This window comes from Tenacibaculum sp. L6 (assembly GCF_028823685.1).
Classification (GTDB): Bacteria; Bacteroidota; Bacteroidia; order Flavobacteriales; family Flavobacteriaceae; genus Polaribacter.
Window position 1 is genome coordinate 1 of the sequence record NZ_JAPEHZ010000057.1, and the last position, 14,097, is coordinate 14,097.

A 14,097-nucleotide genomic window follows, 5' to 3' on the forward strand; every position below is an offset into this window, starting at 1 on the left:
CTTTGAAGCTAGCTTCAAAGGTTTAATTAATACTTTATAAAAACTGTCAACCTATTTTAGGACGACTCAGTATTAAGAATACATTTGTTCTCTTAATTCTTTTACCTTCGGATCATCTAAATAATCATCAAAAGTTGAATATTTATCGATGATTCCTTTTGGTGTAATTTCTATAATTCTATTAGCAACCGTTTGTGCAAACTCGTGATCATGCGTGGTAAATAATACAGTTCCTTTAAAGTTAATTAACGAGTTGTTTAATGCCTGAATAGATTCTAAGTCTAGGTGGTTAGTTGGTTCGTCTAACATTAAAATGTTCGCTCTAGTCATCATCATACGAGACAACATACAACGTACTTTTTCTCCTCCTGATAATACATCACTCTTTTTTAATGCCTCTTCTCCAGAGAAAATCATTTTCCCTAAGAAACCTCTTAAGAAAACTTCTTCTCGCTCTTCTTCAGTTTGAGCATATTGACGTAACCAATCTACTAAATTCAATTCTCCATTTTGGAAATATTCAGAGTTATCAGCTGGCAAATATGATTGTGTAGTAGTTACTCCCCAATTATATTTCCCTGAATCAGCTTCTTCATTTCCTGAAATTACTTGATAAAAAGCAGTAGTCGCTTTTGAATTTTTAGAAATAACAGCTACTTTATCTCCTCTATTTAAGTTAATATCTACATTTGAAAATAACAACTCTCCTTCTGCATCCTTTTTTGATAAACCTTCAATATTTAAAATCTGATCTCCTGCTTCTCTATCTCTTTCAAAAATAATAGCAGGGTAACGACGTGAAGAAGGCTTAATTTCATCTACATTTAATTTCTCAATCATCTTCTTACGAGAAGTTGCTTGTTTAGACTTTGCAACGTTTGCAGAGAAACGACGGATAAACTCTTCTAATTCTTTCTTTTTATCTTCTGCTTTTTTGTTTTGTTGAGCTCTTTGTTTAGCTGCTAACTGAGAAGATTCGTACCAGAATGTATAGTTACCAGAAAAATGGTTGATTTTTCCAAAATCGATGTCAGAAATATGTGTACAAACTGCATCTAAGAAGTGACGGTCGTGCGATACTACGATTACGGTGTTATCATAATTTGCTAAGAAATTCTCTAACCAAGCAATTGTTTCAAAATCTAAGTCGTTGGTAGGCTCATCCATGATTAATACATCAGGATTTCCAAACAACGCTTGTGCTAATAATACACGTACTTTTTTCTTCGAATCTAACTCAGATAATAAAGTATAATGATCTTCTTCTTTAATCCCTAAGTTTGATAGTAAGCTTGCAGCTGAAGCATCAGCGTTCCACCCGTCCATTTCTTCAAAACGAACTTGTAACTCACCAATTTTCTCTGCATTTTCATCAGTATAATCAGCATACAATGCATCTATTTCCGACTTAATTTTATGCAGTTCTTTGTTCCCCATTAATACTGCTTCTAAAGCTGTATATTCATCAAAAGCGTAGTGATCCTGTGTTAATACAGACATTCTTTTTCCTGGTTCTAAATGAACTTGACCAGAAGTAGGTTCTTGTTTTCCTGATAAAATCTTTAAAAAAGTAGATTTTCCTGCTCCATTTGCTCCGATAATTCCGTAGCAATTTCCTTGTGTAAACTTTGTGTTTACTTCATCAAACAAAACACGTTTTCCAAACTGAACTGATAAATTAGAAACTGATAACATGTATAGTATTTTAAATTCCGTGCAAAAGTATAAAAACTAAAGAGTATAAAAGAATTTGCATGAAAGTTTTTAACATATTACTTTTGAGACTTTTTAATTCATTTTAACAGCGAATTAACAGCCTTATTAAGAAGAGTTCTCTATTTTTGAGCATTGATATTTAGGGTAATTTCAAGCATGATTAAGTATTTAATACCTCTCTTATTAGTTACACTTATTGGATGTAAAAATTCTGATAATCAAAAACCTACCTATTTTGGGGGTAAAATTATCAATCCTAAATCTGACTTCGTTATTTTATCAGACAATTACGAATTTAAAGACACAATTCCTTTAAATAAGAATAATACCTTTTTAGGAAATTACACCAATATTAAAGAAGGATTGTATATTTTTTATCATGGTAATGAGCATCAATACGTGTTCTTACAACCTTCTGATAGCACTTTAATCAGGCTAAATACGTGGGATTTTGATGAATCTTTAGTTTTTAGCGGTAGTAATGCAGAAAAAAACAACTTATTGATAGAAGCTTTTTTACAGTATGAACAAGATGAAAAAGCAATTGCAAGATACTTTCATTTACCACAAAATCACTTTACTCGAAAAATGGATTCTTTAAAACAGATTAAGGATGCCATTTTAACAAAACACAATGAAAGCGACTTAAACCCTTCTGCAAAGTTTTCTAACCTTTTAGATATTGCTTTAAACTACCCAATATATACAAACTTAGAAAAGTACGCTATTAAAAATGCTACAAAAAAAGAACCTCAAACTTTAGCTAACTCTTACTATAGCTATCGTACTAAAACTGATGTTTGTAATGATTCCTTAATGTTTTTTGGTCCGTATTATAGATTTATAATCGAAAAAATATACAACGATGTATATCAAAAAAACAGCGTTAAGAAATTAGATAATTTTACAGTAGAACTACTTAATTCAATTGATAAAAATATTGATTCCGAAGAAGTTAAAAACAGATTATTATATAACGCAGTTGTTGGTCACTTTTTTAAAGAACCTAACTACGAAAAGAAAAATGAAACTTTCTTTACCTTCTTTAAACTTAATACCGACAACGAGCAAAAGAAAACTATACAACGTTTAATTAACGATTTAAAACTCTTAAATAAGGGTGAAACACTTCCTTCTTTTGATTTAATTTCAGCTGATGGAGGACTTGTTGATATTAAAAATGTTGCTAAAGGAAAGAATACAGTCGTTTTATTTAAAAATTATAAATATGCCTCTGACGACTGGGTGTCTTCTAGGTTTAATCACTTAATCAAAAATAACCCTGATGTTAATTTTGTTTTAGTAAACCTATGCGATACCTCTAGAAGATACACTAAAAATATTGATATTAAATATCAATACACGCTTCCAGAAGAAAGCCCAACTTGTGAATATTCTTCGAGCAAGTTTTCTCGTTTGGTTTTAGTTGATAAAAATGGAATTATCCAAAATGGATATACTAGCTTATCTTCTTCAAGTATCAACCAAGAAATCAATAACTTACAAAATTTAAAATAGTTAGCTGCTATTCATTTTATTTAGTGTACTTTTGCACCGTCCAAAAAAAATCGTAATTAACGATTAATAATATTAATAGAATTCGCGGAGGGGCATCTGTGAGTTCTCTAAAAACACAGTATGTCTACATTTTTAGATTTAGGTTTGCAAGAACCTATCAATAAGGCGTTGACCGATTTAGGTTACGAAAAGCCAACAGTAATTCAAGAAAAAGCAATCCCACAAATCCTTTCTTCTTCCGAAGATTTAAAAGCTTTTGCACAAACAGGTACCGGAAAAACAGCTGCTTTCAGCTTACCAATTATCGAGCTTGCTGATCAAACAAGCATGCACACCCAAGCAATTATCCTATCTCCTACTCGTGAGTTAGCGGTGCAAATAGGTAATAATATTGAAGAATTTTCTAAATACTTACCTAACTTAAAAGTGGTTACCGTTTATGGTGGTGCTAATATTGAAGAACAAATAAGAAAACTTAAAAAAGGAGCCCAAATTGTTGTGGGTACTCCTGGTAGAACAGTTGATTTAATTAAAAGAAGAGCCTTAAAACTTGGTAATGTTAAGTGGTTAGTACTTGATGAAGCTGATGAAATGCTTAACATGGGTTTCAAAGACGAGTTAGATCAAGTTTTAGAAGCTACTCCTGAGAGCAAACAAACATTATTATTCTCTGCTACTTTTCCTAGAGAAGTAGAAGATATTGCTAAGAACTACATGAGAAATCCTGTTGAAATTGCTTCAGGACAAAAAAATCAAGGTTCAGACAATGTAAGTCACGAATATTATTTAGTAACCGAAAAAACACGTTACCCAGCTTTAAAAAGAGTTGCTGATTTAAACCCAGATATCTACGGAATTGTTTTTTGTAGAACTCGTAGAGAAACTCAAGAAGTTGCTAACAACTTAATTAAAGATGGTTACAATGCTGATGCGTTACATGGTGATTTATCTCAAGCGCAACGTGACTCGGTAATGGAGAAATTCCGTGAGAAAAATATTCAAATATTAGTCGCTACTGATGTTGCTGCTCGTGGTTTAGATGTTAATAACCTAACTCACGTAATTAACCATAAATTACCAGACCAAATAGAAAACTATAACCACCGTAGTGGTAGAACTGGTAGAGCTGGTAACAAAGGAATTTCAATTGCATTAGTTACTAAAAAGGAACAAGGTAAATTACGTCCTATTGAGCGTATTATTAAAAAGGAATTCATCCACACTCCTGTTCCTTCCGGTAAAGAAATTTGTCAAAATCAATTATTTCATTTAATTGATAAAGTACATAATACTGAAGTAAACACAGATCAAATTGAAAACTTTTTACCAAGTATTTACGAAAAATTAGAAGATTTAACCAGAGAAGAGTTAATTCAGAAGTTTGTTTCGTTAGAATTCAACACCTTCTTATCGTACTATGAAAATGCTCCTGACTTGAACAACTTATCGTCTAGAGATAATTCAAGAGGACGTTCTTCTAGTGAAAATATGACTCGTTTCTTCATCAATTTAGGAAGAAAAGACCGTTTAAATCCAGCTAAATTAATCGGATTAATTAACGATCAAAATATTGGTGATAAAATTGAAATTGGTGCGATTGATATTTTAGACACTTTTTCTTTCTTTGAAATAGACAAGAACTACGAAAAAGAAACTTTAGATGCTTTTTCTGATAACGAACCTGATTTTAACGGTCGTTCAGTAAATGTAGAAATTACAAAAACAGATCGTGGTAACGGTGGTGGTAGAAAGCCTCGTAGAAGCGGCGGAGGTAATTTTAGCGGAAAAGGACGTAGAAGTGGTGATAGAAATGATAAGCCTTCTGATTCTAAAAAAGGGTTTGGTAGAAGACGTAGCAATGAACCTTCTTCTAGAAAAGGAGATAACAAACCTGCTACTGGATTCGGAAGAAAACGTAGAAGAGGTTAAAACTCATCATAAATAAAAAGCAGCAGCTCATTGAGCTGCTTTTTTATTTATGATTCATAGAATTGAATTACTGGCTCCCTAAAATAATTGGCATTCCACTTTTTCCAGAACCAATAATAACTACTTTACTATTTTGAGAGTTAGCTAATCTATTCGTAGCTTCTATTCCTTTGTCTTGTAAAATTTTATCAGTTAATGAAGCACTTAAAATTTTGTTTGCATCAGCTTTACCTTTTGCTTCAATAATTTGTTTTTCTGCTTCTTTTTGAGCTGTTACCAATCTAAACTCATATTCTAATGACTCTTGCTCTTGTTTTAATTTACGCTCAATAGCTTCTTTAATGGTTGAAGGCAATGTTACATCTCTAACAAGAATTTCATTTAACTGAACATATTGAGACTCTAAAATCTTTTTTGTTTCAATAAAAATTTCATCTTGAATAGCATCTCTTTTGCTTGAATATAATTGTTCTGGTGTATAACGCCCTACCACACTACGTGCAGCTGAACGAATTGCAGGCTGAATTACACGTTGTAAATAGTTTTCTCCTAATACTTGATGTAATTTCCCTAAATCGTTGTAAACTGGTTGATACCATGCCGAAGCATCTATCTGAATTTCTAACCCATTTGAAGATAATACTTTCATCTTTTCAAAAAGTTCTTGTTGTCTTACTTCATAAACATGCACTTTGTTCCAAGGAGCAACTATGTGAAATCCTTCTCCTAACGGTGGTTCATCTGTTACAACTCCTCCTCCAAACGTTTTATACAATACTCCTGCTTCTCCTGAATTGATGGTTACTGTAGATTTCGCTATAAAAATTATTAAAACGATTACTACAGGTATTAACATACCGAACTTAGGAAACTTTAATTCTACTTGATTTTTTGTCATTTTTTTGTGTTTTATACTCTACTCAAATGTACAACTAAATTAAAGAACCGCAGTTTTCATATTCACATTCATGAGCTGAGATCTCAAACTCTAAAGTGATATGCTCTAAATGAAAATCATCATGTAATAACTTTTTTACCTTTTGTTTAATTTGTTTGGCTTCTTCCCAAGAAAAGCTACGCTCCTTTAAAATTAAATGTGCCGTAAAAATATTGTATTCTCCATCCATTGTCCATAAATGACAATCATGCACTCCTTCAACTTCTTCTAAAGACAATAAGTTCTTTTTAATATCATCAACAGAAATTCCTACTGGCGCTCCTTGTAAAATAATACGTAAACTTTCTTTAATATTTTTATACACATTAAACAATACAAAACCTGCAATAGCAATTGATAATATAGGGTCTAACACTGGCACATCCCAAAACTGCATTACAATACTTGCTACTAAAACGACTGCCCAACCTAATACATCTTCTAATAAATGTAACGATACGACTCTTTCATTGATTGATGTTCCTTTTTTCAGTTTAAGAACAGCTGCACCATTAACAATGATACCTAAAACGGCTAACCACATCATTCCTTTGGCATCAGCACTTTCTGGAGTAATAATTCTTGGAATTGCTTCTTTAATAATAAATACAGAACCTATTACCAATACGATTGAGTTTATGATAGCTCCTAACAAGGAAAACCGTTTATACCCGTACGAGTATTTTTTTGTCGGTTTTTTAGTCGATTTCTTTTGAAAATACCATGACAATCCTAAACTTAAACTATCACCTAAGTCATGTAACGCATCAGACATAATAGCCAAGCTATTGGTATAAAAACCTCCAATAAATTCAATAATTGTAAATGCTAAATTCAAGAAAAAGGCAACGGCTATATTCTCTGTTGAACTTCCGTGTGAATGGTGGTGATGGTTGTGTCCCATGTTTTTATTAATTGACTTTAAATGTATAAAAAAGATGCAAAAAGAGGAGTTAAAAAACTCCTCTTTCTCTTATAACTTCACCAATATACCTGCGTTGAAAATAAATCCGTCTGTTGGTGCCCAAATATCTGTAAAAGACGGATCGTTATGTGGTGCTCCTATCATATCTTGATAGTTTTGCTGTTTGGTGTCTGTAAAGTTTTCAAAATTAGCATACAAACTAATTTTCCCAAACGTTCTCATTACCATAAAGCCCATCGTCCAATAATCTGGAGTTTTAGTTAAATTATTTCTTAATTGAGAGCTCTTGTAATATGCTTCATATCCTATTCGCCATTTATCATGTACTTCATACATTAATACGCCACCATAGCTATGTTTTGGTGTCAGCGCTTTTTGATTATTGTTAATTTCAACATTGTTATAAGCATAGTTTGTAAACAGTATAAAATCTTTGTATTTCAACTTTAAATTAGTTTCTGCTCCATAACTATTTAATCGACTTAAAGCATTCACAAATTCATAATTGGCTCCATTTTCTTGTAATAAAAGTGTATTTTTTAACTGCGTATAAAACACTAATTGATTAAAAGACAATGATACATTATCATTAAAAATTCTTCTTTTATAATTTACATCTGCATTAAATCCGATAGACGTTTCTGCTTCAAAATTGGTCAGGTTAATGGGCATTACATTTTGATACGAACGCAATTCGGCATCTTCTGTAAAAATTGTAGGTATTTTATATCCTAAACCTCCTCCTATTCTACTTGATACCTTGTCATTATACTTAATAAACAAAGAAGCTCTAGGCAACACAAATGTTCCGTAGTGATCGTTATAATCTGTTCGTAAGCCACTTTCTAAAGTTAAACTGTTTGAAAGTCTCCAGTTATTTTGAGCAAACCCTCCAAAAGTAAACTGCTCGTAACTTCTATCTAAATTAGTTGTTGGATTTTCTGTAAAGTTTTCAGTGATGATATTTCCTCCAAAAACCCAATCAGAGCTAGTATTATACAAGTTATACGTTGCTTCAGTAAATGTAGCCCATTGTTTTCCATCAAATTCATAATCAGGCAAGGTTAAATTTCTTTTGAAATAACTCACACTATTTTTAAAATTAAAACTTTTCGTTTCTGAAATATCATTTGAATATGATAATTGTGTTGAGTAGCGTTCTGATTTATTTTCTTCAAAAAAACTGTGATCAGGTGTCATATTTCCTGCAATTACATCGGTATCGCCTCCAATACGGTCTTCTATTGTCGTTCCGAAATTCAAACGCCACTCTTCCTTTTCATTCGGATAGTAAAATAACGACGGATTGATACTAAAGCTTCTCACTTTTGGTATATCAGAAAAATGATCGTCATTTACATCAGTAGCTTGCTGTCTGTTTGCAGATCCGTATAAACTAACTCCAAATTTATTGAAACGTTCGCTATAAAAAGCATTTAACGTACTTCCGTTACGTGAAGTTTGATCGAACATTAGACTAATTTCTCGTTCTTCTTTTGGTTTTTTAGACACCAAATTTACCAAACCTGCAATAGCACCTCCACCATATAAAGTAGAAGAACTTCCTTTGATAATTTCTACTTGCTGCAAATCTAACGGAGGAATTTGCATAATACTCAATCCGCTAGAAAAACCTCCAAATAACGGAAATCCGTCTTTTAATAATTGCGTAAAACGTCCATCTAACCCTTGAATACGAATACTTTGATTGGCAGAGTTTGCAGAAGTTTGCTGCATCTGAATTCCTGTGCTTTCTCGCAGGACCATAGCAATATTTGCTGAATTCATTACTGCTTTTTCTCCTAATTCTTCTGCTCCGACAACTTCTATTCTTGTAGGAATCTCAGCAATCGTCCTTTTACTTCTTGTTGATTGAATTACAACCGCTTCTAAAGTTTCTTCATCTTCATGAAGTTCTATTATAAATTGCTTTTTTGTTGTTGGAAATTGAATAGTTTTTTCGACTGTTTCAAAACCTATAAATGATACTACAAAAGTTTGTTTTCCATTAGGAATATTGTTAATAATTGCAATTCCATCTAAGTTAGTTTCTGCTCCAATAGTCGTGTTTTTCACATACACTGAAGCACCTACAATAGGCTCCTTTTCATCAGAAATCACTTTAAATTCAACTGAATTTTGTGCTGTTATTTTAACTGCAGATAGCATGATAACTACTGCTACTATTATATTTTTTAACATCTGTTATTTTTAAATTAATTATATAAAAGAAGACATCTCTTTTTTTAAAAAGATGCATAAAGCTTTCTATTTTTTGAAAGCGAATACTGAATAATTAATTTAAACTCTAGGTGGTTGGAAAATTCCTTTTAAGAAAGAAAAGTTATAAGAAACTTGGTAAAAATCAATTGTTTCTCTTATTTCAAAAAAAGGAATAATTTCGAAGTAATATTCAACAGGTACAAACTCTGCTGTAAGATTCACCACCGTACAATGATGATGATGTTCTTTGTTTTTCTCTTCTTCTGTATCATTTTGATGATGTTCATGCTGATGTTCGTCGTTCAATACATCAAAATGCGCTTCGGTTTCATCAACAAAAACTACTGCATCAGTATGCGCCTGAACTGGAGGCACAATTAACAACAAGGTTAACAATATGATGCAGAAATTTTTCAATACAATAATTTTAGATACACAAAAGTATAAAATTTAAAGACGCTACTCTTCTTCTAACCTATCTTTAACATATTCTATCTTACTTTTACCATGAGCAAAAGGCTTACCTTCTTCATCTAAACTTACCATGATAATTTTATCGATTGCAATTATGGTTTTTCTAGTGATCTTATTACGAACCTCACAGCATAGAGTAATTGATGTTCTTCCAAACTTCACCACATCAATTCCTATTTCTATAATATCTCCTTGTTTTGCTGAACTTACAAAATCTATTTCAGACATAAACTTAGTTACTGTCTTCGGAATTTCTAATTGAATAATAGCATATAAGGCTACTTCTTCATCAATCCATTGTAATAATCTACCTCCAAAAAGGGTTCCGTTAGGATTTAAGTCTTCGGGTTTTACCCATTTACGTGTATGAAATCTCATATTTTTTTCTTTTGATACAAATTTCGGCAAGAATTGAAGAAAAACCAATCTATTTTAATCGGTTTCTTAAATTTTGCCATAGTATTTTCTGATAAACCACTCAATACTTAAAAAAGCAACTATCAAAAATAAAATCCATTTCCAGTCAATTAAATTTTGCTCTTTTGTGGTAGACTTTTGTGTAGTATAATACGCTTCATCATTTACCAAATCTTGCAATAATTGAGTTGTTGTATTCGGATAGGAAACTACTCCGTTTGTTTTAGATGCTAATGCTTGTAGCTTCTTTCGGTTTGCATTCGTAAACTGCTCCTCGATCTGATAATCAGTTATTTTAAACTCACCATAACTCGTAATATTTTGATTTACTACGGAAACTTTATAGGTATAATCACCTGACAACAACCCTTCAACAGACACTTGATATGAGTTATTTACCAGTGAAAATGGTAGCTTCTTTTGCTCCTTTGTTTCTTTATTTGTTAACGTCAGTTCTAAATTGGCTCTGTTATCAAATTGGTAGTTTTTATCTACATAAAACGCAGTAATCGTAATAGGTGCATTAGCAGGATACAATCGTTCAGAAGTGACTTCTAATCGCTTTCGTTTTTTGTTAGACGCTAAATACTGAGCTAGATTTCCTATAAACGTGTCGAAACTTTCAAAATTTTGTTCTTTTAAATAACTAGATGCTCTCCACTTCCAAATACCTTCACCAAATAACATAGCATATTTCTTATCATTCTCTTCAAAAGTTGTAAATAATGGTTGTGTGGTTTCTACTCCTGCAAATTTCTGATATAATAAACTTTGTGCTTCCTTTTTCAGCTGAACCTCTCCAAACTTATCTTGTAGTGGTGGAAAATGTGTAAAACCTATATTTTCTTGAAAAAATGGTAGGAAATCAGCATTGTAGAGAGCAGTATATTCCTCCTTTTGATTAATAACTTTCTTTGCTACTCCTAAATTTTGACTATTAATAAAATTCCAATCGGTTTTTGTTCCTGTAATGATTAAATAATTGGATGTTATCTTCTCAAACACACTTTTGAAAGAACTGTTAGGTTGATACAATACATACAACTGATAATCATCAAAATTTATGTTTTTGTCTTGAATTAAAGCAATATCAACCTTGCGTTGTTTGTTACTTTCAATCGCTTTTTTCAGTGCTCCTAAATCAGGATGTAAAAAAGAACCTAATAATAAAACCTTGGTTTGTTCATCAAATACTTCAACTGAAAAATTTTTATAGTTGTTTTTAGTATTCTTTTCGTTTGGTATTTTACTGATGGATGCTGTGTAATACTGTAATCCTTTTGTTTTAGACAGCAAGTTCGTAGTGACTGTTTGTGTGGGATTATTAGGAGAAAAATCTAATTGTTTAGAAAATACTCTTTGTCCGTTTTGAAGAATCGAAAAAGTAGTAGTTATCTTGTCTTTTCCTTCATAATACAACAAAGCTTCTACAGGAAATTTGTTTTGTAAATAGCTGTATTTATTTACATTTAGCTGAGCTATCTGTATATCTTGATACTGCGTAGTATCGCCTACAATTATTGGAAATATTTTGTTTGTTGATGTACTAAACTCATAATCGTTTCCTTGAGTTTGATTACCATCAGTAACTAAAACTGTTGTTGAAATTTTGCCTTTATTCAACTCATTAACAGCTGTAATTGCTTTTGAAATATTAGTTTGCGTATCAGAAAACGATAAACTATCTAAAACACTGACCTCTTTTCCGAAGGAAAAATATTGAACATCAAATTTTTCTTGAATCTTTTCATCTTCCTTTATTTCAGAAAGTACTTTTCTTACGTTTTCTTCTTCTTTAAAAAACTGCGTAGAAAGTGAATTATCTATCAATAGAGACAATATTGGTTTACTGTTCTCAATTTCTAAAGTTTTAATCTTCGGATTGATAAAAAGTAAACCTATAAAAAAAAGACTCAATGCTTTTAGAGCAAAAAGTAAAATATGTGTTTTTGGAGTGCTTTTTACTTTGTAGAAATATTGAAAAAAAGCAATAGCTACGCTTATCAAAACGGCTAATACAATGTAAATGATAGTTATTGACTCCACTCAGCTTATTTTAGTCTGTGAAGATAAAAATATCTATTAAATAAATTGTCAAATTCTAAACTTCATTCTTTCTCTTTAAATTTTAAAGAGTGCTTTTAGGTTTGTCTTCAAACATTCTAAAAAAGAGCATAGAAGCTATGTTTCGTGCTCTTTCTTTGGCTTCGTGAGCTTTTATACCATCAAAAAGTTCATCAACCGTTTCAAACCATAATTGTAACCAGCGACCGAAATGTTCTTGGTAGATAGAATAACCGAAATCTCTATCCACTTCTTTGTGTGCTTTCATAGGATTTCCTTTAAATTTTCTAACAAAAAACAAATTCGTTTCCCAAAAATCGGTGAGTTTTTGTAAATGAGGTTCCCAGGTTTCTTCTGGTATTGTTTTTAAAAAGATAGGACCTATAAAATCATCTTTTCTAATTTTATCATTATAAAAAGTTGATACTAATTTATACACATCCTCTCTATTTTCAATATCTCGCTTATCCATTTACAAATCGTTGTTAAAATACGTTACAAAAGTATATCTTTAGCCTACCGCAATTTATGACTTAAATCATAATGATTCCAAAAGAACTCTTATTAAAATATAACGCCGAAACCAAAACTTTTCAAAAAGACCAGCTTGTTTTTTCTGAAAAACAGACTGCTTATAACTACTATCAAATAGTAAGTGGCGCCGTGAAAATGAATAATTTTAACGATGATGGTAAAGAATTTATTCAAGGAATTTTTTATAAAAACCAAAGTTTTGGTGAACCTCCTTTGTTTATTGACGTAAAATATCCTGCCAATGCAGTGGCTATTTCTGACAGTGCTGTTTTGGTCTTATCTAAAAGTAACCTGTTTAAATTACTACAAGACAACCCTGAAATTCACTTAAAAATCACCCAAAGTTTAGCAAAACGTTTGTACTACAAAGCAATTATTGCTTCCGAAATATCGAGTCAAGAGCCTGCCCACAGAGTACTTCGCTTTATTGATTATTTAAAAGACGATGTATATAAAGTTGAAGGAAAGTACTCGTTTAAAGTAGCCTATACGCGACAACAAATAGCTGATATTTTAGGCTTGCGCGTAGAAACGGTTATTCGAGTAATAAAATCTTTAGAAAAAAAGGGCGAAGTAAAAATTAGCAAACGAAAGGTATATCGCTAAGACTTGCCTAAAGAGACCATTTAATAAAGTATATCATAAAATTAATTAACACATACCAATAACTCGTTAATAACTTTATTTTAGGTAATTTATTGGTTTTTACTATATTTGACAGTATATAAAAATTGCTAAAAATTCCGCTTATCCTACCGTTAAGGGAATATAACAGTAATTTTATTACGTATATAAATAAGTTGTAAACAATGCCCAAACGAGACTCAAAATGAGTAATATAAATAAATGTTTAATTTAAATTAAAAAAGAATGATTAAAAATTCAATGAAAACGATGGCAATATTATTTGCTTCATCAATGTTATTATCTTCTTGCTACTCTTATACAAGTGTTGTAGGAGAAGGAGCAAAAGGAAATTCACAAACGACTAAATGGAATCATTATGTTGTATATGGATTAGCTCCTGTTGGTGTTTCTGATTCTAAACAAATGGCAAATGGTGCGGAAAATTACACAGTTCACACTAGACAATCATTTGTTAACGGATTAGTTTCTGGTTTAACATTTGGACTATATACTCCAACAACCACAACAGTAACGAAATAGTTAATGAATTAAAGAAGAAGGGCAATTTAATAATTGCCTTTCTTTTGAATAAATGAATAATGAAAAAAACAACTTTTTACATTTCAGTAATTATTTCCATAATATTATTAGTTAATATAATCCAAATATTAACAACAGATTTTGAAAGATTGACTGAATATGGATTTGGATATTTAATTGGAAAAATAATTCT

12 protein-coding genes are annotated in these 14,097 nt (G+C 31.3%); 4 read left to right on the top strand and 8 right to left on the bottom strand.

What is annotated here, in order from left to right; genetic code table 11:
• Positions 1 to 72 precede the first annotated feature (72 nt).
• Positions 73 to 1,695, bottom strand: a complete 1,623-nt coding sequence (locus OU788_RS09850) for an ABC-F family ATP-binding cassette domain-containing protein (RefSeq protein ID WP_274635018.1) — start codon at positions 1,693 to 1,695, stop codon at positions 73 to 75.
• Between the two features lie 177 nt (positions 1,696 to 1,872).
• Between OU788_RS09850 and OU788_RS09855 the strand changes: the two genes are divergently transcribed.
• Positions 1,873 to 3,234 (top strand): hypothetical protein, encoded by a 1,362-nt coding sequence (locus tag OU788_RS09855; RefSeq protein WP_274635019.1) that lies wholly within the window; start codon positions 1,873 to 1,875, stop codon positions 3,232 to 3,234.
• A gap of 120 nt (positions 3,235 to 3,354) precedes the next feature.
• Complete coding sequence (locus tag OU788_RS09860) at positions 3,355 to 5,163, top strand: DEAD/DEAH box helicase (protein WP_274635020.1); 1,809 nt, start codon at positions 3,355 to 3,357, stop codon at positions 5,161 to 5,163.
• 67 nt (positions 5,164 to 5,230) lie between these two features.
• Here OU788_RS09860 and OU788_RS09865 read toward each other — a convergent pair whose 3' ends face one another.
• From OU788_RS09865 to OU788_RS09895, 7 genes are all read right to left on the bottom strand, one after another.
• Positions 5,231 to 6,061 (bottom strand): prohibitin family protein, encoded by an 831-nt coding sequence (locus OU788_RS09865; RefSeq protein ID WP_274635021.1) that lies wholly within the window; start codon positions 6,059 to 6,061, stop codon positions 5,231 to 5,233.
• A 34-nt stretch (positions 6,062 to 6,095) separates the two neighbouring features.
• Positions 6,096 to 7,004, bottom strand: coding sequence for a cation diffusion facilitator family transporter (locus OU788_RS09870; RefSeq protein ID WP_274635022.1), 909 nt, complete (start codon positions 7,002 to 7,004; stop codon positions 6,096 to 6,098).
• Between the two features lie 69 nt (positions 7,005 to 7,073).
• Positions 7,074 to 9,227: a TonB-dependent receptor gene (locus OU788_RS09875; protein WP_274635023.1), complete on the bottom strand. Its 2,154-nt coding sequence runs from the start codon at positions 9,225 to 9,227 to the stop codon at positions 7,074 to 7,076.
• 99 nt (positions 9,228 to 9,326) lie between these two features.
• Positions 9,327 to 9,665, bottom strand: a complete 339-nt coding sequence (locus OU788_RS09880; RefSeq protein WP_274635024.1) for a hypothetical protein — start codon at positions 9,663 to 9,665, stop codon at positions 9,327 to 9,329.
• A gap of 42 nt (positions 9,666 to 9,707) precedes the next feature.
• Positions 9,708 to 10,100 carry an acyl-CoA thioesterase gene (locus OU788_RS09885; protein WP_274635025.1) on the bottom strand — a complete coding sequence of 131 codons (393 nt, stop codon included), beginning with the start codon at positions 10,098 to 10,100 and terminating at the stop codon, positions 9,708 to 9,710.
• Positions 10,101 to 10,166: 66 nt separating this feature from the next.
• Positions 10,167 to 12,185, bottom strand: a complete 2,019-nt coding sequence (locus OU788_RS09890) for a VWA domain-containing protein (RefSeq protein WP_274635026.1) — start codon at positions 12,183 to 12,185, stop codon at positions 10,167 to 10,169.
• A gap of 82 nt (positions 12,186 to 12,267) precedes the next feature.
• On the bottom strand, positions 12,268 to 12,675 hold the full coding sequence (locus OU788_RS09895; RefSeq protein ID WP_274635027.1) for a group III truncated hemoglobin: 408 nt from the start codon (positions 12,673 to 12,675) through the stop codon (positions 12,268 to 12,270).
• 71 nt (positions 12,676 to 12,746) lie between these two features.
• Between OU788_RS09895 and OU788_RS09900 the strand changes: the two genes are divergently transcribed.
• Both OU788_RS09900 and OU788_RS09905 read left to right on the top strand, forming a co-directional pair.
• Positions 12,747 to 13,343 carry a Crp/Fnr family transcriptional regulator gene (locus tag OU788_RS09900; protein ID WP_274635028.1) on the top strand — a complete coding sequence of 199 codons (597 nt, stop codon included), beginning with the start codon at positions 12,747 to 12,749 and terminating at the stop codon, positions 13,341 to 13,343.
• 264 nt (positions 13,344 to 13,607) lie between these two features.
• Positions 13,608 to 13,904: a Bor family protein gene (locus tag OU788_RS09905; protein WP_274635029.1), complete on the top strand. Its 297-nt coding sequence runs from the start codon at positions 13,608 to 13,610 to the stop codon at positions 13,902 to 13,904.
• The last annotated feature ends 193 nt before the right edge of the window (positions 13,905 to 14,097 follow it).